The following is a 22,002-nucleotide window of genomic DNA, read 5'->3' as shown; positions in this document are numbered from 1 at the left end:
CCTCGCATCAGCTGCTCAAGGAGCAGGTGGAGGCGGTCCTCGACTCACTGACCGGCCGAGAGCGCCGCGTCCTCCAGCTGCGCTTCGGCCTCGAGGACGACCGCGCCCGCACCCTCGAGGAGGTCGGCAAGGAGTTCAACGTGACCCGCGAGCGGATCCGCCAGATCGAGACCAAAGCCCTCCGCAAGCTGCGCCACCCGTCCCGCAGCCGCAAGCTCAAGGACTACCTGGTGTAGGCCGGCAGCCGGGCCGCAGCGGCCATGCTGCCGCGGGCAGGCGCACCCGGGCCACAGAGAAGGGAGCGCCGTCGGATGCCTTCATGAAGACGATCGCCCGCCGGATGGACGACAACGCCGACATCTTCCAGCGGATCCTCGACGACCGCGACTTCCAGACGGTCGTCATGGACCACTACCTCCGCCGCGTCTTCGAGCGCGCTCGAGCGGAGCTACCGGGGGGCGCATGATCACGCCCGCACACCATGGGTTCATCGTGTTCGGGATTCTGACACCGCGGTGGGCAGTCACCATGCCGCCCCAGGACCAGAGCCGGCCCTCCAGGATCCGGACCGCCCGCGCCGGATCCGGGCTCAGAGGCCGTGAATCTTTCGGTCGGGGGATTCCCATCGGCGGCCGTCGCAGCTACGATTCAGCGATGGACGACACCCTCTTTGATCTCCCGGCCACGGAAGCCAGCCGCGTGAGCCCGAGGGACGGGGGCGCCCGCGCCTCCAGCGCCCCGAGCGCGACCAGATCATCCTCCGGCCCTCCGACCTCGAGAGCCTCCTACCGGCCGATCACCGGGCGCGTCTCGTCTGGGCGTTCGTCGAGGGGCTCGACCTCTCGGTGCTCCATGAGCGGATCCGGGCGATCGAGGGCCACCCCGGGCGGCCGCCGATCGACCCGGCCATCCTCGTCAGCCTCTGGCTGTACGCGACCCTCGAGGGGGTCGGCTCGGCCCGCGCGCTCGATCGGCTGTGTGCCGAGCACGACGCCTACCGCTGGCTGTGTGGCGGCGTCGGGGTCAACTACCACACCCTGGCCGCCTTCCGGGTCGACGAGGCCGACATCCTCGATGCGCTCCTCACCGAGAGCGTCGCCGCCCTGCTCGCCGACGGATTGGTGACGATGGCCGTCGTCGCCCAGGACGGGATGCGGGTCCGGGCGGGGGCGGGGGCCGCCTCGTACCGGCGCCGGCCGACCCTCGAGCGCTTCCTCGCCGAGGCCGCGGCCCAGGTCGACGCCCTCAAGTCCGAGCTCGACGACGATCCGGCGGCCACCTCGCGGCGGATCGCCGCGGCCCGCGAGCGGGCGGCGACCGAGCGGGCCAGCCGGGTCCGCCGGGCGCTCGAGCACCTGCCCGAACTCGAGGCCGCCAAGCGCCGCTCCGGCAAGCCGGCCGACGAGGCGCGCGCCTCGACGACCGATCCCGAGGCACGAGTGATGAAGATGGCCGACGGCGGCTATCGCCCGGCCTACAACGTCCAGTTCGCCGCCGATGCGACGAGCCAGGTCATCGTCGGGCTCGACGTCATCGCGACCGGCACCGATCAGGGCCAGCTCAGCCCGATGGTCCGCCAGCTCTGTCGGCGCTATGGCCGGGACCCCGACGCGCTGCTCGCCGATGCCGGCTTCCTCACGACCGCCGAGATCGACGAGCTTGCCGCTGCGACGACCCTCTATCTCCCGGTGCGGACGCCCGAGGACCCGGCCCGTGACCCGCACCAGCCGCTGCCCGACGACTCACCCGCGGTCGCCGCCTGGCGGGTCCGGATGGGGACCGACGAGGCCAAGGAGATCTACAAGGACCGCGCCGCCACGGCCGAATGCGTGAACGCGATCGCCCGCAACCGAGGCCTCCAGCGGTTCGGGGTCAGAGGTCGCGACAAAGCCAGGGCGATCGCTCTCTGGTTCGCCCTCGCCCACAACCTGATGCGAACGGTCGTTCTCCGGGAGGCCGCCGCGGCGAGCTGACAGGGGCAACGTCCCGCAGGCCCTGCTCCGCCGGCCTGGCGCATTGCGGCGCGGGCACCCCATTGCCCCACGGGAGGGCCAGGCTCCGCCATCAGCCGCCGCTGCCGAACGGACCGAGATGCGCTGGCCATCCGGCCCGCCTGGCGACCTTCAGGACCGATTCGTTCTCACCCTCTCAGGCCGGCCGGTAGCAGCGGGGGGCAACGGGGGCCAATCGCTCCCGCGCCACTGCTTCTCCCGTTGTCTCAGCAGCCCCGCAACACGTCGGACTGGCCGGAGGCGCGGCTGCGGCGACAGGTCCCGACCCCGTGGATCGCCGTAGCACACTGGGTCCATGCCATACGACCTCGACCGGTTCCTCGTGGAGCAGCAGCACCTCTACGACGGCGTGCTCGAGGAGCTGCGGCGCGGGCGCAAGACCGGTCACTGGATCTGGTTCATCTTCCCGCAGATCGCCGGCCTCGGGTACAGCGCCATGTCCCAGCGCTTTGCCATAGCCTCACTGGACGAGGCGCGCTCCTATCTCGACCACCCGGTGCTGGGAGCACGCCTGCGCGAGTGCGCCGGCGTCATCCTGGCGACCAGCGGGCGGACCGCGGAGGAGATCTTCGGCTCGACCGACGCGATGAAGCTTCGCTCGTGCATGACCCTGTTCCACCGGGCCGCGCCCGACGAGCCGGTGTTCGCGCAGGTGCTGGATCGTTACTACGGCGGCGTCGCGGACGATGCGACGGACGAGCGGCTGGGATGACGAGGGCCGCGGTGCTGAGACAACGAGGGAGGTACCGCGCCACGTGGGGTTTACCGAAGGCACCCCCCGGTGCGTCGCCCATGCTCCTCGCATACGTGCTCAAACGTCATTGCGCCACCGACGGTCCTACTCCACTACGACTCGACCCTCGGCGCCTGGCGGGACATCACGAGCGCGATCGACACGGCTGGGAAGGTTCTTCTCATAGGAACCGGGGACGACCGGCGGTGAGAAGAAGCAGACGAGCTCGAGTGGCTCGGGTCCGTCGGACTCGGCTGCGTGGTGGGTCCCAGCGCGGACCCACACCGTCACACCGACCTTGATCTCGGCCGTTTCGTCGGGCGTCACGATGCGCCCTCGTCCGGCCGTGCAGTAGATTGTCTCTTCCTGTGAGTCGTGGACGTGACCGGCTGGCTTCGAGCCCGCGGGGTAGACGGACACCCCCATCGACACGCGCGCTGTCGGGGTGTTTTCGGGCCCGATATAGGTGAGCCAGTTGCGTCCGGGGAGCGGGTAGAGGGATGCCTCCTCGCGTCCGACTCGCTTGATCATCGGTGACCTCCTTCCTTGGTGGATTGGATCTAGCTGTTGCCGGGGAAGACGAGGCTGAGGGCCGCGCGCTTGTCGGGCTCTGGCCAGCCGACGGTGACCACCTTCTGCTTCGCAAAGATGCGGATCAGTCCTCGCCCCGCTTGTGGAGGTCGGGGAACGCCGAGCCCCGCGTGCCTCCGAAGCTCAGGTAGCTGGCCGGCACGGGGATCGGCGCGTTCACCCCGATCATCGGCACGTCCACCTCGAGCTCGAACCTGCGGGCGGTTGATCAGCCCGATCGCTTCGTCGTACGTCGCCATCGAGACGGAGCCGACGGCACCCCGTCGGTCGTGAAGATCGCCGTGCCGTTACCGTACTTGTGGCTAGGACCGGCCCGAAGCTCTCCTCCTAGTAGATCTTCATTTCGCCGGGTGACCTGATCGAACAGATTGCCACGATGTCACACCTCCCTGCGGTCGGCGCTCTCTTCCGACTCGCCGTGACTCGCCTGCCCAGCGTCGAATGCCTCTACGACACGGGCGAGCGACGCGTACGCCCGGTCGCGCCGCGCAGCCATGTCGCGCGCCTGCTCGGCGTTCCGGATGACAAAGCCCATCCCGGTCTTGGCGCCGAGCTCGCCGCGCGCAATCCGCTCCTGGAGCGCCCGGGGTGGAACGAACCGGTCCGGGAACGCCTCGTGGAACACGCGGTACGCCCCGTCGTAGACGTCGAGTCCGGCCATGTCCGCGATTGCGAACGGCCCGAAGAACGGCAGCCGGAAGCCGAACGTGCCGCGGACCACCTGATCCACGATTTCCGGCGTGGCGAGGCCCTCCTCGACCACCGCTGCTGCTTCCTGGAATAGGGCGTACTGGAGACGATTGCCCACGAAACCGGGGCTGTCCGCGACGCGACACGGGCTCTTGCCGGCCCTCACCAGGAGCGCCTCGACTCGATCAAGGACGTCCGCACGCGTCTGCTCGCACGCGATCAGCTCGACACCCGGCACGAACTGCGGTGGATTGAACCAGTGCGCCCCGAGAAAGCGGTCGGGATGGGCGAGCGCTTCGCTCAGGAAGCGTATGGAGATCGCCGACGTGTTCGTGGCAATCGGCGCCCCACGATCCGCTGCCGCCTCGATCCGCTGGAGCGTCGTCGTCTTCGTTGCCTTGTCCTCGTAGACCGCTTCAACGACAAGGTCCGCCCCCGAGACGGCCTCTTCGAGGTCGACGGCAGGCCGGATTCGGGCACGGACGGCTGCGACGGAGCCTGAAGGAATGAGGCCGTCACGCTCGTGCCGGTCCGCCTCCGCGAACAACAGCTCCGCTGCGGCGGCGGCACGCTCCGTCGAGATGTCTGCGAGGGTGCAGCCGGCTCCGGCGAGGGCGAGAACCTCGGCGATCCCGCGGCCCATGTAGCCGGCACCCACGATTGCGATCTGGCGTGGCCATCCCACCGGGGTTCACCTCCCGAGTCCCAACACGGCGGCCGGATCACTGACGTTCCAGAGCCCGTCCGAGCGTGACCCGTCGTCCAGCGGCCGTCCCGCGGGAACGGGCGCGCCAGGAGTGGAGCGACGGTCGCGCCCAAGTGAGCGCCGGACTCCGTGGCCTGTGGTAGGGAGGGAGTTCCCGGCCGATGTGACTTTCGACCCTATCACATTCAAGGCAAATCCGTTACCGTTACCGGTAACGCTCTCGAAAGGGGTCTCAGGAACGCAGGCGCTGGGGCGACGTCGCGTTCGTGGCCGAGATCGACAGCGTCGAGACGATGTGCTTGCGGAGGCGACACCCTTGATCGGCACGGAGGCTCCCCCAGGTCAGGCGACGATCGACGAGCTGATATCGGTGGCCCGCGCCGTGCGCCGCGAAGTCGTCGTGACGGTCGCGCACGCTCAGGCGGGCCATTTGGGCGGCCCATTGTCGGCCGCCGACATCCTGACCGCCCTGTACTTCCGCGTTCTCAACATCCGACCGGACGAGCCCGACTGGCCCGAACGCGATCGGTTCGTCCTCTCGAAGGGCCACAGCAGCGTTGCCCTCTACGCGACGCTCGCCCTGCGAGGGTTCTTCCCAGTCGCCGAGCTCAGCACGTTCGGCGCCCTCGACTCGCGGCTTCAGGGTCATCCCGACATGACAGCGCTACCTGGGCTCGACATGTCCACGGGATCGCTCGGGCTTGGCCTGTCGGCCGGTGTCGGCATCGCACTGGGGGGAAAGCTCGCCCGCCAATCGTTCACGACGTTCGTCATGGTGGGCGACGGGGAGTGCAACGAAGGCATCGTGTGGGAAGCGGCGGACGTCGCCGCGAGGCACGGCCTCGACAACCTCGTCGTGATCGTCGACAAGAATGACCTTCAACAGTACTGCTGGCACAACCCGGGCTCCGTGGACCGTAAGGCACCGTACGGCGACGAGCAGTTGAGTGCCCGCTGGACCGCCTTCGGCTGGTCCGTCAGCGAGGTGGACGGCCACAACATGGCGCGTGTCATCGACGCTCTCGAGGCGGCGAAGGCCAGCGCCGGCGGGCCGGCCGTAGTGATCGCGCACACCGTCAAAGGCAAGGGCGTCTCGTACATGGAGGGCAACTATCGATGGCATAGCCGGGTCCTGACCGAAGAGGAGCTCGCCACTGCCCTGGCCGAGCTCGCGATGCCGCAAGTCCACTCCCTGGAGGCATGAGATGGCACTGCCTCCAGGCCGGGCGCTGAGGGCTGTCTTCGGCGAGACCCTCGCCGCGCTCGCCGAGGCAGATCCTCGGATCGTCGTCCTCGACGGTGATGTGGCGAATTCATCGGGGGCGGACGCGTTCGACGCCGCCCAACCAGAGCGGTTCATTCAGACCGGGATCGCCGAGCAGAACATGCTCGGGGTGGCCGCCGGACTGGCCACCGTCGGCTTCGTCCCGGTTGTGTCCGGGTTCGCCTGCTTCGTTGTCGGGCGAGCGTTCGACTCCATCCGGGTGCTCATCGACCAGCCGGCCCTGAACGTGAAGATCGCCGGAGGCTACACGGGGCTCCTCACGGGCAGGACCGGCAAGACGCATCAGATGTTCAACGACATCGCCCTCATGCGAACCCTGCCGAACATGACCGTTCTCGCTCCGGCCGACGAAGTCGAGGCTCGACAGGCCCTCCGGGCCATGATCGAGACGCACGGTCCCGTGTACATCCAGATCACACGCGAGGCTTCTCCAGTCCTGTTCGACACCGGGTACTCGTTCAGGATCGGGCGTGCGGTGAGCGTGCGCACAGGCCGCGACGTGTCACTCGTCACCACGGGGGTACAGACCACGCGCGTCGTCGAGGCGGCCGACCTGCTGTCCCAGTGGGGCATCGATGCCGGCGTGCTCCATGTCCCGACGATCAAACCACTCGACGAAGCCGCCATCATCGGCGCTGCGCGCGCCACCGGGCTGGTCGTCGTCGTCGAGGAGCAGACGACGGTTGGCGGACTCGGCGGGGCCGTCGCCGAGCTGCTCTCCGAGAAGTACCCCGTGCCGGTGGGCCGTCTCGGGATCCGGGACTGCTACGGAGAGAGCGGGCCGAACGAGGCCCTGCTCGACAAGTACCGGCTCTCCGCCACGGCCGTCGCGGCCGACGTTCGTACGTGGCTTTCCTCGCGCATCCGTCCTGACGACGTCAGACCCCTCGCCGCGTCCCGCTCACAACGCGCACCCCTACCGGAAAGCACTTGAGACCGATCGGAGGCGGAAGTCATTCCGCTTCGAGAAAAAGTCGGAGGAGGTACCACGTGTACGGTTCTCAACCAGCGGGAGTCACACCCAGCACGCGGCGGCCGCGCCGTCATTCGGGGCTGCTGACCGTCGCGGCGACGGCCACGCTCGTCGGCTTGCTCTTCGCCGCCTGCTCTGGCTCGGCCGCTCCGACTGCGGCGCCGTCCGCAGCCGCCCCGTCCGCAGCCGCCCCGTCCGCAGCCGCCCCGTCCGCAGCCGCCCCGTCGGCGGCGGCCGTGACGGGCAAGGTCGCCTTCCTGCTCCCTGACAACACGACGCCGCGCTGGACCAGCCAGGATGCACCCTTCTTCAAGAACTGGATGCAGAAGCTGGCCCCGAATGTTCAAGTCATCGAGAGCGTCGCCAACAACGACCCGCAGCAACAGTTGGCGCAGGCCCAGGCGGCCCTCACGCAGGGCGCAGGGGTCCTCGTGGTCGTCGCCGTCGACGGCGTTCAGGCCGCGAAGATCGTCGAAGCGGCGCAAGCGCAGAACGTCCCGGTCATCGCCTACACCCGGCAGATCCAGAATGCCCCGGTCAAGTACATGATGGGCGACGATCCCTTCGCGATCGGTGTCGCCCTCGGCACGTGGGTAAAGGACAACACGAAGGACGGCGACACGATTGCCGTGATCGCGGGCTCGACGACCGATTCGTTCGCCCACATCGAGCGTGACGGGTGGCTCAGCGTGCTCAAGCCACTGTTCGACTCCGGCGCGCGAAAGATGGTCGGCGACGTCTACACGCCTGGCTGGGAGCCGGCCAAGGCGCACGCGGAGATGGATGCCATCCTCACGTCGACCCAGGGCAACATCCAGGCGGTCCTTGCCGCGAACGACTCGACCGCTGAGGGTTCGATCGCCTCGCTGCAGACCCACGGACTCGCCGGCAAGATCCCGGTGACAGGCATCGATGCGACGTTGTCGGCTGACCAGCTCATCCTCAAAGGCCTTCAGAGCATGAGCGTCTGGCGGTCCGTCGACGATCTCACCCAGGCCACGGCGAAGGTCGTCGTTGACCTCTTGAGCGGCAAGCAGCCGCCGGCAGACATGTTCACGACCAAGGTGAACAACGGCGCGGGCGACATCCCGATGTTCGTGATCCCGTCGATCGTCATCGACAAGACGAACATGCAGAAGCTGCTGGACGTCAACGCGATCAGCAAGGCCGATCTGTGCAAGGGCATCCCCGCCGGGACGGGACCGTGCTAGAGACGGAAGCAGCGCGCCGTGACGAACGGCGCGCTGCTTCTCCCCCGCCGAGCGCAACGCTCGGCGGGGGAGGGCGCCTGCGGGCGGAAGGCATCACGAAGTGGTACGGGAGCGTGCAGGCCCTCGATGGGGTCAGCATGTCGGCCGAACCCGGCGAGGTCGTCGCGCTCGTCGGCGACAACGGGGCCGGCAAGAGCACGCTGATCAACATCATCGCCGGCGCGATCGCCGCCGACGCGGGCACGATCTTCGTCAACGATCAGCCGGTCACGATCGCGTCAACGGAGCAGGCAGAGGGTCTCGGGATCTGTTGCGTTCACCAGGAAAAGACGCTCGCGGACAATCTTGACGTGGTCGAGAATCTCTTTCTCGGCCGTGAGCTCACCCGCGGCCTCGGGCCGTTCCGCCGCGTCGACTTTGCGTCGATGCGGATCGTCTCGCAGTCGGTCCTGGTCCAGTTGGGGATTAGCACGATCGCGGACATCCAGACGGCCGTCGGCCATCTATCAGGCGGCCAGCGGCAGAGCGTCGTAGTCGGGCGAACGCTGTTGCGGGAGTACCCGATCGTGCTCCTCGACGAGCCCACGGCGGGGCTTGGCGTTGCCGAGTGCCGGCGCGTCATGGACCTCGTCAAGCGCCTGCGAGAACGCGGCGCGGCCACCGTGATCGTGTCCCAGAACATCGACGAGGTGTTCGAGGTCGCAGATCGAATCGTCGTGCTGCACCTCGGCAAGGTGGCCGGCGTGTTCCGCAAGTCCGAGACGACGCCCGAGGCGGTCGTCGGCGCGGTCATGGGACTCGACGCGGCTCGGACCGCCTCGGCCGTTCCGCATCCTGATCCCGCCGAAGGCCAGCCGGAGCCCCCCGAACCCGGGCATCCTGCGTCGACGGCGGCTCGGCGGGTCATCGCCCCGGCCGAGGTACGCCCCGAGGCCCTGCGGGTCGAGAACGTCAGCAAGGCGTACGGCTCGGTGCAGGCCCTTGCCCACGTCTCGCTGACGGTCAACCACGGGGAGATCGTCGCGCTTGTCGGCGACAATGGCGCCGGGAAGAGCACGCTGGTCAAGATCATCTCTGGAGTCGTCGATCCGGACGAGGGCGAGTTCCACGTCGAGGGCGAGCGCGTCGTCATCCAGTCACCGAATGACGCCGCTGACAGGGGGATCCGGACGATCCACCAGGACCTGGCTCTCGCGGACAACCTCGACGTGCCCGAGAACCTGTTCCTCGGCCGCGAACTCTCACGAGGAGGCGGCCTCCTTCGCCGGGTTGACTTCGTCTCGATGAAGGAGCGGACCATCGAGGTGTTAGCCGAGCTCGGTATCGGGACGATCTCGGACGTCGGCGTTCCAGTCGCCCAGTTGTCGGGTGGCCAGCGCCAAACCGTTGCCGTCGCGCGAGCGACGCTGACCAATTGCTCCACCCTGCTGCTCGACGAGCCGACGGCGTCGATGGGGCTCAACGAGGCCCGACACGTCATCGAGCTGGTCCACCGTCTGCGTGAGCAGGGGACCGCGGTTCTCATCATCACCCACAACATGCGACAAGTCTTCGAGGTTGCCGACCGCATCGTCGTGCTCCACCTCGGCAGGGTCGCCGCCGTCTTCCGGAAGTCGGAGACGACGCCTGAGATCGTTATCAAGGCAATCATGGGGACCGCAACGTGACGACCAATGCCCATCGGGGAGTCGGCCACCGGCCGTCTCAACACATCCCGACCCGCGCCGTTTGTGAGGACAGAGCATGAGTCGGCAGCTGGTCCCGCCGGTGCGCGAGACCGCGCCGTCCGGTGACGCACGACTCGGTCTTCCCGCCAGCTGGGCTGCGCGCCTCGGCTCGTCGGTTCTGTCTCGCGGGACGGCGATGCCGGCGATCGCGAGCCTCCTCGGGATCTCCCTGTTCTTCCAGTGGCAGTCGCGGCACTTCCTGTCGCCGGAGAACCTGAGCAACCTCTCGGTGCAGGCGACGCTCATTGCAGTGATCGCGCTCGGCGAGGTCGTCGTCCTGCTCCTCGGCGAGATCGACCTGTCGCTCGGATCGATCGCTGGGGCGACCGCGGCGATCCTCGGCGTCCTCATGACGTCCGGGAACCTGCCATGGTATGCGGCCGTCCCGCTCATGCTCGCGTGCGGAGCCGCAATGGGCGCGTTTCAGGGGTGGTGGATTGCCTGGCTCGGGATCCCGTCCTTCGTCGTCACGCTTGCCGGCCTGATGGCGTTCCTGGGCCTGCAGCTCTTCATCCTCGGGCCGCAGGGAACGCTCAGCGTGTTCGATCCGACGATCTCCGGCCTGACCGGGGCGCTGCTGCCCATCGAGCTTGGCTGGATCCTCGGCGTCTGCCTCGTTGGGGCCGTACTCGCGGTCGCGCTGATTCGCGCCGCGCGGAGGCGCGAGGTCCGCTTGCTCGTCCCGATCCTTCTCTCGGCGCTCGGCCTCGGCGTCATCGCGGTCTTCAACAGCGCTCGCGGCGTTCCGATGGCGTTCCTGATCCTCATCGGCATGTTACTGATCGCGTGGTGGATCACCCGCCACACGCGCCCGGGCCGGCACTTGTTCGCCGTGGGCGGCAACGCGGAGGCCGCGCGCCGGGCTGGGGTATCGGTCACGAAGGTACGGTTCGCAGCGTTCACGATCTCGGGGACGATTGCCGCGATCGGAGGCGTGTTCGCCGTATCCTACAACGGCTCCGCCGGTACGCTGACCGGCGGTGGAACACTGTTGCTCGAGGCGATCGGCGCCGCGGTCATCGGCGGCACGAGCCTCTTTGGCGGGCGGGGGACAGTCTGGGCCGCGCTCTTTGGCGCCCTCATCATGGGCGGGGTGTCGAATGGTTTGGACCTGACGAACGCCGAACAGCCGGTGAAGTACATGGTCCAGGGCACGATCGTGCTGCTCGCGGTCTCGCTGGATACCATCCTTCGCCGCCGGCAGAGCCGCGGACGACAGGTGGGAGGCCTCCGAGCGTGAGGCGGCTGGGCGTCTGTCGCGCAAGAGGCCTCACGCGGAGGTGTCGAGCGTGACCGCGGTTCCCTCGTGGAGCATCAAGGCCCTGGACACCGGGACGTCGATCGTCGAGGCATCCGTGCTCACCTACCTTCGTCGTTGTGGCGAGCAGGTGACCATCCCGCGGATCATGTGGGTGCTGGAGGGGCCGACGACGGTCGTCGTTGACACGAGCGTCGACCCGAGCGGGCAGCCGCATGAGTTCATGGGCGAGTCGTTCGAGCGGAGCCGTGACCAGCTCCCGGAGAACGCGCTCAAGGCGGCCGGTGTCTCGCCCAAGGACGTCGAGTTCGTCATCCTCACCCATCTCCACTGGGACCATGCGGGCAACTGCCGGCTCTTCCCTGACGCGAAGGTCGTGGTCCAGGAAGTGGAGCTCCGATACGCGATCGCTCCGGGCAGGTTCTTCCGCCGGGGTTTCCTGAGTCCCGAGAGCGGATGGCCGCTCCCGCCACCGTACGTTGTCCCGAATCTGCAGTCCGTTCGCGGGGAGGTGGAGGTTGCTCCCGGGCTGGTGGTGGTCCCGGCACCCGGCCACACCCCTGGGTCGCAGGCCGTCATCGTCAACACCGCATCGGGCACGCACTGCATCGCGGGCGATGCGATCATGACGTACGACAACCTGGAGTTCGACACCCCGCCCGGATACCACGTCGATGCGGACGCCTCCGTCGACTCGATCGACCTCCTGAGGAGCCGGGCATCCGTGATACTGCCCTCTCACGACTACCGGGTGTTTCGGGAGCGTCCCGTCACGGTTATTGCCCCCCTCTAGGAGAGCCCCGGCCGATGTCACTCCGGTTGATGGTCTGATGGGCCGCCGCCCTGCGGGTCGTGTCACCATCGTCGACGTCGCCCGAGAAGCCAAGGTTTCGGTTTCGACCGTCTCGCGGGTTCTGCGCGACCACCGCGACGTCGATTCGCAGACCCGGAGCGTTGTCCAGGCAGCAATCGAGAAGCTCGGCTATCGCCCATCACCGATCGCGCGCGCCCTCGTGTCCGGTCAGACGCGGCTCCTCGCGCTGCTCGTCTCCGACTTCACGAATCCGTTCTATCCACAGCTCGCCAAGAGCATCGAGCACGAGGCGGCGAAGGCGGAATACACCGTCGTCATCTGCAACACCCACGACCTCCCAGCCGAGACGAGTCGGCATCTCACGCGCCTCCTCGGCCAGGGACTCGATGGCGTCATCCACGCCTCGGTCGGGCGCGACGAGCCGACGGTTCTCTCGCTGCTCGCCGATCTCCGGCGCGTCGTGTTCACGAACCGCCCGCCGTCCAGCGAGTTGGTGAGCTATGTCGTGTCCGACAACTTCGAGGGAGCGGCAGAACTCACGCGGCACCTACTCGTGGCGGGGCATCGGCGGATCGGGTTTGTCGGGGGTCCGACGTATGCGCGTAATGCGACCGAGCGGCTCCGAGGCTTCATGGCCGAGATTAGCCGGGTTCCGGGCGCGGAGGCGTTCGTCGTCGAAGGCGACTTTTCGAAGGTGAGCGCAGAGTCCACCGTCCTCCGTTGGCTCGACGAGGGATCACGCCCAACGGCAATCATCGCCATCAACGACTCCGTGGCGCTCGGGGCGATGGAGGCCCTCGTCAGGCGCGGGCTCCGGATGCCGACCGACATCGCGCTTGCCGGCTTTGACGGTACCGACCTCGCGGCTTCCCCCGTGATGAGCCTTACCACGGTTGACCAGCACAGCGAGCAGCTGGGACGCTTGGCAGTGAGGCTGCTCCTGAAGCAGCTGGCAGCGGATTCGTTCGTCCCGACCCACCACGTCTTGCCGACCCAGTTGCTCCTTCGCGGCAGCACGGAGCGCCCGGTGCCGGCACTCGGGCCGATCCTTCGGCTCGATCGAGAGGTGCCACCGGCGCCCGAGGCCGGGGGGAACACGATCCGGTGACCTGAGGGTCTCGGCGAGGGCGTCAGTCGTTGGAGGCGTTGAGGAGAGTACGGAGGCGGGTTGATGTTCGAGCTCACCGGCCGGCGCGTCGTGATCACCGGCATCTCACGGGGCATCGGCCAGGCGGCCGCGGTCGCGCTGGCCAACGCCGGCGCGGACGTCGCCGGCCTCTACCAATCCGATGCGGAGGGAGCCGAGGCCACCAAACGAAGGGTCGAGGAAGCCGGGCGACGGTGCCTCACGCTCCAGGGGGACGCGGCGGATCCGGCAACGATCGACCGGCTCGCGGCAACGGTCGTCGGTGAGTGGGGCGGCATCGACGTCTGGATCAACAATGCGGCCCGGCTACTCGTCCGGCCATTCCTCGAGATGGCCGACGAGGAGTGGACGGGGCTGTTGGCGACGAACTTGAACGGATACTTCTACGGGTCACGCGCAGCCGCGCGCCAAATGGCGAAGCAAGGCGGTGGACGCATCATCAACGTGACGTCCGTCGTCGACGTTCAACCGATCGCCAACATGTCAGCGTACGTGACCGCCAAGGGCGGAATCGTGGGGCTCACCAAGGAGCTTGCCCTCGAGCTCGCACCGCTCGGGATCACCGTCAATGCGATTGCGCCCGGGGCCACGGACACGCCACTCAACCTCAAGGCATACACCCCCGAGGTCAGGCGAGCGTACAACGCGAGGATCGCGCTCGGTCGCATTGCGATTCCCGAGGAGATCGCCGACACGATCGTCTTTCTGGCGTCCGACGCGTCCCGCTATGTCACCGGTCACGAGCTCCTGGTTGACGGAGGGCTTGTCCTCAACGGGACGATGGGCCACGCGCTGTCCTGACCGCGCGTATGGAGCTCTGAGCTCGTCGGGCGAGGCGACCTCGGGGACCGGCACGAGGTACGTCCGCCTCGCATAGCCGACGAGCCCCTCGACGAGGCGCTTCTCGCGGCCCGCGCACCGCGCGCAGTGGTGGGCCCGGGTGGACGAGGCGGTCGAGGGTGGCATCGGCCGAGGGCGGACTCGCCCAAGGCCTCGTGCCAGTGCGCGACGGGGAGCTGGCTCGTCACGATCGTCGAGCGCCGCCCAGCGCGGTTCACGTCGTCCATGGTCGTTCTGCTGTTTGGCTCGCGTGTCACACTGACCGCCCGTCGCGGAGCGCTCTGCAGGCCGCCGCGATCGGGCGGGTGCTCGTGAGCATGCAGCGGGTGCCGCTGGTCGCGCGAAGCTGATCGTGTCGGGCGAACGCCCGATGGGGCGCTCGCCGTGTGCCACGCGGGCACGAGGAAGGGAGGCACGTGAACGGTCGACCGCGAGCTGGGCCGCGGACGGGCGATCGACACGCCGGCCCTCGCCTGAGAGCTCCCGCGCGGCCGGCTGGGCTGCTGCCGACGGTCGAACACGGCTGCGCGGCGGCCATGATCGTGGCCCGGCTGTGCCGGCGGGGCCCGCCGATCGCCGTTGCCGTCGGCCCGCGGTACGAACAGTACACTGTGCACTTGCCCGGCCCGCTGCGCCCGAGCACACTGGCGCTTCTTCCCGGTGGGGAGCTTGGGGCATCCCGCCGGCGGGGAGGGGCATTCCGGGTTACCGGCAAGCCGGAGGGTGCGGACGGGATGAGGCGTCAGACGACTGTCGGGCTCATCGTCAACGCCAGCGCCTCGCGTGACGTGCGTCGTCTTACGTCGCTGGCCCGCACGATCGACGTCCACGAACGCGTGAACGCCATCGCGCGCGTCCTGCGCGGCCTGGTCGCCGGCCGTGTCCGGACCGTGCTGTTCATGCCGGAACCCGCCCACGTCGTCGAGCGGGCGGTCGACATGCTCGCCGCCGCCGGTTTCTCCCTCGACGGCCGCGCCGGGCTTTGCCTCCGTGCGGTGGAGCTCCCTGACGGTCCCGAGGCGCTCGACGCGGCGGCCACCACGGCTGCCGCGACGGCGATGGCCGAGGCCGGTGCCGCCTGCCTCATCACGATCGGCGGGGATGGCACGAATCGCGCGGTCGCGCGCGGATGGCCGTCCGCCGTCGTCGTGCCGCTGCCGGGTGGCACGAACAATGCATTCTGCATGCCGGTCGATCCCACGGCGGCGGCGCTGGCGGCCGGCATGTACGCCTCCGATCCCGAGCGGTACGCGGTACACGTGCGGCAGACGCCGCGGTTGGAGGTCCGCTTCAACGGCCGGCTCGAAGCGACCGCGATCGCCCTGGTGGACGTGGCCCTCGTGCGCTCCGGTTGGGTTGGCGCTCATGCGCTCTGGGACCCGACGCTCCTCGTCGAGGCAGTCGTCGCTCGGAGCGACCCAGCTCTTACGGGCCTCGCCGGGCTTGGTGGGATGATCAGCCCGCTCGACGCCGAGCCGCCACGCGCACTGCACGTACGGTTCGGCCCGACTGGCTCGACCGTGATAGCGCCCCTTGGACCGGGCCAGCTTGTTCCGGTCGGCATCCGCGACTGGCGGGTGCTTGCGCTCGGCGAGTCGGTCGGGCTCGGCGAGTCGACTCCGGCCGGTGGACGACCCGCACCCGGCGACCGGCGTGCCACTTCGAGCGACGAGGACGGACGGCTGACGCTGGCGTTCGACGGCGAGCGCGAGGTGGTCCTGGAGCCGGGGGTGATCGCGCGCGTCAGCCTGGCGGCCGGCGGTCCGCGGGTTCTCGATGCGCACGGCCTGCTTCAGGCGGCGGCCCGTCGCGGTGCGTTCGTTGGAACGGACGCAAACGGATGACGGACGCGCCGCTCCGGTTCATCGCTGATGACGGCCGGCGCGAGCCGAGGTGCAACCTTGCCGTCGACGAGGCTCTTGCCCGCGCGGCCGGCCCGGAGCCCGCGCTCCGGTTTTGGCGCAATGACCGGTGCGTCATCCTGGGCCGCTTTCAGGTGGCCGACGCGGAGGTGGACCTGGGAGCTGCCCACCGGCTCGGCGTACCGGTGTATCGCCGATTCACCGGAGGCGGGGCCGTCTATCATGACGCCGGCAATCTCAACGTCAGCCTGGTGGCACCGCGCGACCATCCACTCGTCGAACGCCGGCTCGGCGCCGGCCTCCAGGGGCTATATGGCGCCGTCCTCGAGCCGCTGGCGACGGCCGTTCGGACTCTGGGGATCCCGGCCGGCGTGGCCCCGCGCGGGCTCTTCGTCGGGGGCCGGAAGCTCGGGGGGGTCGCCGCCTGGGTCGGCGGTCGGACCGTCCTCGTCCACACGACCCTCCTCGTCGATGCCGACCTCGTGACGCTGGAGCGAGTCCTGGCCGGACCCGGAGACCCGGGGAACCGTCGATGGCGGCTGACGAAGAGCGAGCGAGCGCCGGTCACGTCCCTCGCCCGCGAACTCGACCGGGCGACAGCCCCCGGGGCGTCCTCCGCACGATCCGATCTGCGGGCCATCGACGACGTCGTCATCGACGCATTCAGGGCAGCTGCAGGCGACCCATCGGAGCGCCCGGTCACGCGTGACGGTCTGCGGGCGGCCGAATTGGCCGTCGCCGCCGACGTTCTCTGGAGCCGATACGGCAAGTCGGCCTGGCACGCGAGCGGCTGACTCGCGGAAAGGAGGTGAGCCCTGAGAACACGCAACCGAGCCAGCGATCCGACCTGACCATGGAGGCCAAGCGATGCCTGACAACAAGACACTGCGCGACATGCACTACCAGCTCGTCCGGATCCGACTCTTCGAGGAGACGATCCAGAAGGTCTACTTCGAGGGGAAGACACCGGCTTTCGACATCGCGGCCGGGACCGTCCCGGGCGAGATGCACCTGGCGGCCGGCCAGGAGCCGGTCGCGGTAGGAGTCGCCGCCCACCTGCGACCGAGCGACGCGGTCACCGCCACCCATCGGCCACATCACATCGCCCTTGCCCATGGCATGGACATCAGGAAACTCGCGGCCGAGATCTTCGGAAAGGAGACCGGCCTTGGCCATGGCAAGGGTGGCCATATGCACCTGTTCGATCCGGCGACGAACTTCGGCTGCAGTGGGATCATCGCCGAAGGGATGCCGACGGCTGTCGGTCACGCCCTCGCGTTCAAGAAGCAGGGACGGGACGATATCGCAGTCTCGTTCTTCGGCGAAGGTGCCGCCAACCAGGGAGCCTTCCATGAGTCGCTGAACCTTGCGGCCCTGTGGCGGCTCGGGGTCGTGTTCGTGTGCGAAGACAATGCCTGGGCGATCAGCGTCCCGAAGGACAAGGCGACCGCCATCGCCAACAACAGCGATCGGGCGGCTGCCTACGGCATCCCGGGCGTCCTCGTCCCGGACAACGACCCGGTCGCGATCTACGAGGCAGCCGGCGAAGCGGTCAGCCGTGCCCGGCGCGGCGGTGGCCCATCGCTCATCGAGGTCAAGACGGACCGCCTGTTCGGTCACTTCGAAGGCGACGCACAGGCCTACCGGACGCCGCAGGAACTTGCGCTGCTCCAGGAACGCGACGCGATCCGGGCGTTCGAGCGACGCCTGATCGAGTCCGCCGACCTGACCGCGAAGGACGCGCAGGACGCCTGGGAGCGAGCCCGGACGGAGGTCGACGACGCGATCGACTTCGCCCGCTCGAGCCCGTATCCGGAGCCGTCGGCGGCGCTCCAGCACGTCTTCGCGTGAGCAGAGAAGAGGTCACTTGATGGCAATCGAAACGAAGCGCCTGCTGACGACGTCCAGGGCGATCTCGGAAGGGATCGCCCAGGAGATGGAGCGCGATCCGAGCGTCTTCGTCATGGGCGAGGACATCGGCACGTACGGAGGGATCTTCGGGGCGACCGAGGGCCTGCTCGCCAAGTTCGGACCCGAGCGGGTGATGGACACGCCGATCTCGGAGACGGCGTTCATCGGGGCGGCGGTCGGCGCCGCGATCTCGGGCATGCGGCCGATCGCCGAGCTCATGTTCGTCGACTTCTTCGGCGTCTGCATGGACCAGATCTACAACCACATGGCGAAGATCCACTACGAGTCCGGCGGGAACGTCAAGGTCCCCATCGTCGTGACGACGGCGATCGGCGGTGGCTACGGCGACGGTGCCCAGCACTCGCAGACGCTCTATGGGACGTTCGCCCATCTGCCCGGCATGAAGGTCGTCGTACCCTCCACGCCATACGACGCGAAGGGCCTGATGATCTCCGCGATCCGGGACGACAACCCCGTCGTCTACATGTTCCACAAGGGGATCATGGGCCTCGGCTGGATGACCCCCAATCCGCGTGCGACGGCCCACGTTCCCGAGGAGCCGTACGCGATCCCCATCGGCAAGGCGGACGTCAAGCGCGAGGGTCGCGACCTCACGATCGTGACGGTCTCGCTCATGGTCCACCGCGCGCTGGATGCGGCGGTCGACCTGGCAACGGAAGGCATCGACGCAGAAGTCCTCGACCTGCGCTCGATCGTCCCGCTCGACCGCGAGGCGATCCTTGCATCTGTCGCGAAGACGCATCGGCTCCTCGTCGTCGACGAGGACTACCGCAGCTTCGGGATGAGCGGCGAGGTCATCACGACCGTGATCGAGGGGGCCTTCGACCACCTCGATGCGCCGCCCGTCCGCCTGGCGTACCCCGACGTCCCCATCCCGTACAGTCGGCCGCTCGAGCAATTTTGCCTGCCGAGCAGCGACAAGATCGCCGCGGCCGCCCGGCAGCTCATGGGCCGCTAGGCCCAGCCCACCGCTCGAGCCGTCGGCTCGGGCAACGATCGAGTGGCGCCGCCGGCCCAGCATCTGGCGGCGCCGGTCGCGCCCGGATCGGCGGCGACCGGAAGGAGAGCCCGATGCGCCGGGACATCGTCGTGCCCCGAGTGTCCGAGTCTGTCGAGGAAGGGGTCCTGGTCACCTGGTTCGTCGAGCCAGGAGCGTGGACCCGCGAGGGTGACCTCGTCGCCGAGGTGCAGGTTGAGAAAACCAGCGCGGAGGTTCGGGCGCCCGCGAGTGGAAGGATCGCCGAGCTGCTCGTCGAGCCAGGTTCCGTGATCGTCCAGGGACATCCGATCGCGGTGCTCGACGAGGCCGAGGAACCCGGCGCACCCGCTGGGGCGCCGCCGCCCCCCCCAGCGCCTGGAGATCGGGCATCCGCGCCGGGCGTTGCCGCGAATGCCCCGGTCGACCGGTCGGTGGCTGCGTCGCCGGTCGCACGGCGACTCGCCCACGAGCTGGGCGTCAACCTCGCGTCGATCGCCGGGACGGGACCGGCCGGTCGCATCGTCGAGGCGGACGTGCGGGCGGCCGCGAGCGAGGGTCCCGGCGCCGCACTCGTCGCGCTCACCCCGATGCGCCGGGCGATCGCCGAGCGGATGCGGCGCGGGCTGCTCGAGGCGGCCCAACTGACGATCACCGCGGAGGCCGACGTCACGGTCCTCACCGACGGGTTAGCCGCGTCGAGCGCCCGCACGGGGCAGCGCGCCACCTACACCGCGGCGATCGTGCGGGCCTCAGCGCTCGCGTTGCGCGACCACCCGCGTGTCGGCGCCGCGTGGACGGATGAGGGCCTGCGACTTCCCGAGCGGATCGACATCGGCATCGCCGTGGCGCTCGACGACGGGCTGGTGGTCCCGGTCGTGCGGAACGCCGCCACCAGGAGCCTCGAACAGCTGGACGGCGAGATCGCCGATCTGGCCAAGCGGGCGCGCACGGCTCATCTCACCGAGGATGAAACACGGGACGCGGTTTTCTCGGTGACCAACCTCGGCGCCTACCGGATCGACGCGTTCACCCCGCTCCTCAACCCTCCTCAGACAGCGACCCTGGGATTCGGTCGTGCCCGCCAGCGCCCGGCCGTCGTCGATGGGGCGATCGCGGTCAGGACCCTCGTTGTGCTCAGTCTCACGTTCGACCACCGGGTCCTGGACGGCGCCCCTGCTGCCGCGTTCCTCGACGCGGTCATCACCGCGCTCGAAGATCCGGGCCGGCTCGTCTGATGGGCGTTCGTCAGCCCGGAGCGAGCTGCCCCGGGAGGGTCGCCCAGGCGGCTTCGCCCGCTATGGACGCCGGGACGGCCAGGAGGACGGCGCCGGGGGGCCGCAACCAGGCGACGGCGAAGCCGTGCGCTGCCGCATCCCAGCCGTTCGCGGTCACAAAGCCGATCCGGTCCGGGGCCAAGCCAAACCGGTCGACGGCAAGCTGGTAGACCGCCGGGTGCGGCTTGAAGGCGCGCGCGGCGTCCGCCGACAGCAGGGCCTCGAACCAACCGTCGAGCCCCGCCGAACGCACGCTCGCCTCGATCACGGCGGGAGCGAGTCCGCGAGGATCACCCGGTCGCGTTGTTGAGGCCATCTGGCAATTACTCGGGACCGTGAGGCTTCGTGCCCGGCTTCAGGTGCACGGGACCGAGTCGGACGGTGACATCGCGGGGGTAGCGCTTCCCGCGGAGCTCGTCGTGGCGATGGAATCGGGGCATCGCGATCACCACCTCGGCGGTGTAGTCGCCCTCGGCGGGGATCCGCCCGTTGGTGCCATAGTGGAAGACGAACGGGTGCCAGATGAACGGAACGGTCGTCTCGGCGACCATCCGTTCCTCGGCGTCGAACACTCGAAGTCGGACGTCGAGCCCGGGCAGGAACCGGCCGTCGTCCCGGTCGCGCACGATCACTTCGAAATGCTGGTTGTTGGCCTCGCCTGGCGTCTCCCAGGCGAGCGAGCCGTCGGGCCCCGGACCGTACATCCCCTCCGCTGGTTCGAACGACGCGGTGATTCGGTAATCGTCGGCCTCGACCATCGCATGCGGGTCCTCGGACATCAGGATCGCATACGACGCCTCGTAGGCGTCACCCTGCTTCGCGGCGAGGCGTTCCTGCTCCTGCTCCTCACGGCTGTCGATCCTGGCCATCCACTCGCTCCTGCTGTGCCTCACCTCCGATCCTCGCCGCGCGGGTACCTCGGGTGCTGGATCGCGAATCGTACGCGAGGGGTCGGCACATCATCAACGCCAGCCTCTTTCGGGCCTGGGATACCAGCTGGGGGCGAGCGCCCACGATGGGAACGTTCTTCGTGCCCCCACACGTGACGGCCGCCCATGAGCCATGATGAACCGCGCACGATCCGTTCCATGCCGTGCGAACCTGGTTACGCCCCTTATGTCGCTGCGATCCATGATCAAACGAGTGTTGGCGGGAACGCCGGACGACTCCGATGCCGAGCCGGCGCCGCGCCATGAGCGTCGCGAGGCCGGACGGGATCGACATCACGAAACCGGCGAGCCGGCCTGGGAAGAGAGCGACCGGCTCGACGAGTCACCAGGCGTCGGGAAGCGCAATCCCGACGCAGCGCCCGAGGTCCTGGGCGGGGACTGACTCGCCACGGACTTCGCGAGCGCCCCGTGTAACCCGGATCTACCGATGAGCGGGCCGCCTGACCGTGCGGACCGCTGAGCCGCTCAGCGGACGCTGAGGGCCGAGTAGATCGACCCGAGGAACCGGCTCGGCACCGACGCGAGTCGCCGCGTGTCGTGGAAGCCGGCCTCCGCCGCCATCGTGGCCCAGGAGCGCAACGAGAGCGGGAAGGGAACCCACGGGTTGCCGTGGTCGCTGTCGTATTCGACGAGGACCAGACGACCGGCCGCGCGAAGGTAGCCCCGGACGAGGCGAAGGACGGCGAGCTTGTCGCGCTCGAAATGGAGCGAGTTCGCCATGACGATTCCGTCGAGCGGCGGCAGCTCGAGCGGCACCGTGAAGTCGGCGACGAGCGGCGTGACCCCGACGCTCGGGAACGCGTCACGGAGCGCCCGCACCTGGACCTGCAGGGCGCGGTCGTCCCGATCGATCGTGTGGATCGAGCCGCTCGGACCGAGAAGGTCAGCGAGGGCGAGGGTGAACGCCCCTTCACCCGACCCGAGGTCGGCCCAGACCTTCCCGCCTCCCAGGACGCCCTCCCGGAGGAGCCTGACGTGGTCGCGGTGGTCCATGGTGACAAGTCTGGCGTACGCGAGG

General features: G+C 68.9%; 23 protein-coding genes. 17 read left to right on the top strand and 6 right to left on the bottom strand.

Annotated features, from left to right (window positions below; translation table 11 throughout):
• The 4 genes from IVW53_13850 to IVW53_13835 form a co-directional block, all read left to right on the top strand.
• On the top strand, positions 1–236 hold a 236-nt coding region (locus IVW53_13850; GenBank protein ID MBF6606650.1), incomplete at its 5' end, for a sigma-70 family RNA polymerase sigma factor.
• 83 nt (positions 237–319) lie between these two features.
• Positions 320–466: a hypothetical protein gene (locus IVW53_13845; GenBank protein MBF6606649.1), complete on the top strand. Its 147-nt coding sequence runs from the start codon at positions 320–322 to the stop codon at positions 464–466.
• A gap of 286 nt (positions 467–752) precedes the next feature.
• Entirely contained in the window at positions 753–1,973 is a 1,221-nt protein-coding gene (locus IVW53_13840; GenBank protein ID MBF6606648.1) for an IS1182 family transposase, read from the top strand.
• 334 nt (positions 1,974–2,307) lie between these two features.
• A complete protein-coding gene (locus tag IVW53_13835; GenBank protein MBF6606647.1) occupies positions 2,308–2,724 on the top strand; it encodes a DUF1810 domain-containing protein in 417 nt (138 codons plus the stop codon).
• Positions 2,725–2,850: 126 nt separating this feature from the next.
• Here IVW53_13835 and IVW53_13830 read toward each other — a convergent pair whose 3' ends face one another.
• Both IVW53_13830 and IVW53_13825 read right to left on the bottom strand, forming a co-directional pair.
• Positions 2,851–3,276, bottom strand: a complete 426-nt coding sequence (locus IVW53_13830; GenBank protein MBF6606646.1) for a cupin domain-containing protein — start codon at positions 3,274–3,276, stop codon at positions 2,851–2,853.
• 439 nt (positions 3,277–3,715) lie between these two features.
• Entirely contained in the window at positions 3,716–4,669 is a 954-nt protein-coding gene (locus IVW53_13825) for a 3-hydroxyacyl-CoA dehydrogenase family protein (protein MBF6606645.1), read from the bottom strand.
• Between the two features lie 415 nt (positions 4,670–5,084).
• Here IVW53_13825 and IVW53_13820 point away from each other — a divergent pair, with 415 nt between their 5' ends.
• Positions 5,085–5,936 (top strand): transketolase, encoded by an 852-nt coding sequence (locus tag IVW53_13820; GenBank protein MBF6606644.1) that lies wholly within the window; start codon positions 5,085–5,087, stop codon positions 5,934–5,936.
• 1 nt (position 5,937) lies between these two features.
• Positions 5,938–6,951, top strand: a complete 1,014-nt coding sequence (locus tag IVW53_13815) for a transketolase family protein (protein ID MBF6606643.1) — start codon at positions 5,938–5,940, stop codon at positions 6,949–6,951.
• A 109-nt stretch (positions 6,952–7,060) separates the two neighbouring features.
• Here IVW53_13815 and IVW53_13810 read toward each other — a convergent pair whose 3' ends face one another.
• Entirely contained in the window at positions 7,061–7,237 is a 177-nt protein-coding gene (locus IVW53_13810) for a hypothetical protein (GenBank protein MBF6606642.1), read from the bottom strand.
• On the opposite strand from IVW53_13810, the gene IVW53_13805 reads away from it, so the two are divergent.
• From IVW53_13805 to IVW53_13755, 11 genes are all read left to right on the top strand, one after another.
• Positions 7,227–8,201: a substrate-binding domain-containing protein gene (locus IVW53_13805; GenBank protein MBF6606641.1), complete on the top strand. Its 975-nt coding sequence runs from the start codon at positions 7,227–7,229 to the stop codon at positions 8,199–8,201. The two genes, IVW53_13810 and IVW53_13805, sit on opposite strands and share 11 nt — an antisense overlap.
• On the top strand, positions 8,195–9,868 hold the full coding sequence (locus IVW53_13800; GenBank protein MBF6606640.1) for a sugar ABC transporter ATP-binding protein: 1,674 nt from the start codon (positions 8,195–8,197) through the stop codon (positions 9,866–9,868). Before IVW53_13805 ends, IVW53_13800 begins: the two co-directional genes overlap by 7 nt.
• 76 nt (positions 9,869–9,944) lie before the next feature.
• Positions 9,945–11,168 (top strand): sugar ABC transporter permease, encoded by a 1,224-nt coding sequence (locus IVW53_13795; GenBank protein ID MBF6606639.1) that lies wholly within the window; start codon positions 9,945–9,947, stop codon positions 11,166–11,168.
• Positions 11,169–11,217: 49 nt separating this feature from the next.
• Positions 11,218–11,979: an N-acyl homoserine lactonase family protein gene (locus tag IVW53_13790; protein ID MBF6606638.1), complete on the top strand. Its 762-nt coding sequence runs from the start codon at positions 11,218–11,220 to the stop codon at positions 11,977–11,979.
• Positions 11,980–12,016: 37 nt separating this feature from the next.
• Positions 12,017–13,108 carry a LacI family DNA-binding transcriptional regulator gene (locus tag IVW53_13785; GenBank protein MBF6606637.1) on the top strand — a complete coding sequence of 364 codons (1,092 nt, stop codon included), beginning with the start codon at positions 12,017–12,019 and terminating at the stop codon, positions 13,106–13,108.
• 63 nt (positions 13,109–13,171) lie between these two features.
• Positions 13,172–13,948, top strand: a complete 777-nt coding sequence (locus tag IVW53_13780) for an SDR family oxidoreductase (GenBank protein ID MBF6606636.1) — start codon at positions 13,172–13,174, stop codon at positions 13,946–13,948.
• A gap of 773 nt (positions 13,949–14,721) precedes the next feature.
• Positions 14,722–15,831 (top strand): NAD(+)/NADH kinase, encoded by a 1,110-nt coding sequence (locus tag IVW53_13775; GenBank protein MBF6606635.1) that lies wholly within the window; start codon positions 14,722–14,724, stop codon positions 15,829–15,831.
• The gene (locus IVW53_13770; protein ID MBF6606634.1) at positions 15,828–16,643 is read left to right on the top strand and encodes a lipoate--protein ligase family protein; all 816 of its coding nucleotides are present in this window, start codon (positions 15,828–15,830) and stop codon (positions 16,641–16,643) included. Before IVW53_13775 ends, IVW53_13770 begins: the two co-directional genes overlap by 4 nt.
• A 73-nt stretch (positions 16,644–16,716) precedes the next feature.
• Positions 16,717–17,700: a thiamine pyrophosphate-dependent dehydrogenase E1 component subunit alpha gene (locus IVW53_13765; GenBank protein ID MBF6606633.1), complete on the top strand. Its 984-nt coding sequence runs from the start codon at positions 16,717–16,719 to the stop codon at positions 17,698–17,700.
• A 19-nt stretch (positions 17,701–17,719) separates the two neighbouring features.
• A complete protein-coding gene (locus tag IVW53_13760; GenBank protein MBF6606632.1) occupies positions 17,720–18,739 on the top strand; it encodes an alpha-ketoacid dehydrogenase subunit beta in 1,020 nt (339 codons plus the stop codon).
• 113 nt (positions 18,740–18,852) lie between these two features.
• Entirely contained in the window at positions 18,853–19,995 is a 1,143-nt protein-coding gene (locus IVW53_13755; protein ID MBF6606631.1) for a 2-oxo acid dehydrogenase subunit E2, read from the top strand.
• A gap of 10 nt (positions 19,996–20,005) precedes the next feature.
• Here the strand turns inward: IVW53_13755 and IVW53_13750 are convergent, their stop codons facing one another.
• The 3 genes from IVW53_13750 to IVW53_13740 all read right to left on the bottom strand — a co-directional run bounded on the left by IVW53_13750 (position 20,006) and on the right by IVW53_13740 (position 21,977).
• On the bottom strand, positions 20,006–20,302 hold the full coding sequence (locus IVW53_13750) for an HAD-IA family hydrolase (GenBank protein MBF6606630.1): 297 nt from the start codon (positions 20,300–20,302) through the stop codon (positions 20,006–20,008).
• A gap of 55 nt (positions 20,303–20,357) precedes the next feature.
• The gene (locus tag IVW53_13745; GenBank protein ID MBF6606629.1) at positions 20,358–20,903 is read right to left on the bottom strand and encodes a hypothetical protein; all 546 of its coding nucleotides are present in this window, start codon (positions 20,901–20,903) and stop codon (positions 20,358–20,360) included.
• 546 nt (positions 20,904–21,449) lie between these two features.
• Positions 21,450–21,977 carry a methyltransferase domain-containing protein gene (locus IVW53_13740; protein MBF6606628.1) on the bottom strand — a complete coding sequence of 176 codons (528 nt, stop codon included), beginning with the start codon at positions 21,975–21,977 and terminating at the stop codon, positions 21,450–21,452.
• Between the last annotated feature and the right edge of the window lie 25 nt (positions 21,978–22,002).

It is taken from the genome of Chloroflexota bacterium (assembly GCA_015478725.1).
GTDB lineage: Bacteria > Chloroflexota > Limnocylindria > Limnocylindrales > CSP1-4 > C-114.
This window is presented reverse-complemented; position numbering and strand designations above follow the sequence as displayed.

Coding starts and splice junctions, on each gene's coding strand:
- IVW53_13845 (MBF6606649.1), top strand. CDS start 320: ATGAAGACGATCGCCCGCCGGATGGACGACAACGCCGACATCTTCCAG.
- IVW53_13835 (MBF6606647.1), top strand. CDS start 2,308: ATGCCATACGACCTCGACCGGTTCCTCGTGGAGCAGCAGCACCTCTAC.
- IVW53_13830 (MBF6606646.1), bottom strand. CDS start 3,276: ATGATCAAGCGAGTCGGACGCGAGGAGGCATCCCTCTACCCGCTCCCC.
- IVW53_13825 (MBF6606645.1), bottom strand. CDS start 4,669: ATGGGCCGCGGGATCGCCGAGGTTCTCGCCCTCGCCGGAGCCGGCTGC.
- IVW53_13815 (MBF6606643.1), top strand. CDS start 5,938: ATGGCACTGCCTCCAGGCCGGGCGCTGAGGGCTGTCTTCGGCGAGACC.
- IVW53_13795 (MBF6606639.1), top strand. CDS start 9,945: ATGAGTCGGCAGCTGGTCCCGCCGGTGCGCGAGACCGCGCCGTCCGGT.
- IVW53_13785 (MBF6606637.1), top strand. CDS start 12,017: ATGGGCCGCCGCCCTGCGGGTCGTGTCACCATCGTCGACGTCGCCCGA.
- IVW53_13780 (MBF6606636.1), top strand. CDS start 13,172: ATGTTCGAGCTCACCGGCCGGCGCGTCGTGATCACCGGCATCTCACGG.
- IVW53_13775 (MBF6606635.1), top strand. CDS start 14,722: ATGAGGCGTCAGACGACTGTCGGGCTCATCGTCAACGCCAGCGCCTCG.
- IVW53_13770 (MBF6606634.1), top strand. CDS start 15,828: ATGACGGACGCGCCGCTCCGGTTCATCGCTGATGACGGCCGGCGCGAG.
- IVW53_13765 (MBF6606633.1), top strand. CDS start 16,717: ATGCCTGACAACAAGACACTGCGCGACATGCACTACCAGCTCGTCCGG.
- IVW53_13760 (MBF6606632.1), top strand. CDS start 17,720: ATGGCAATCGAAACGAAGCGCCTGCTGACGACGTCCAGGGCGATCTCG.
- IVW53_13755 (MBF6606631.1), top strand. CDS start 18,853: ATGCGCCGGGACATCGTCGTGCCCCGAGTGTCCGAGTCTGTCGAGGAA.
- IVW53_13745 (MBF6606629.1), bottom strand. CDS start 20,903: ATGGCCAGGATCGACAGCCGTGAGGAGCAGGAGCAGGAACGCCTCGCC.
- IVW53_13740 (MBF6606628.1), bottom strand. CDS start 21,977: ATGGACCACCGCGACCACGTCAGGCTCCTCCGGGAGGGCGTCCTGGGA.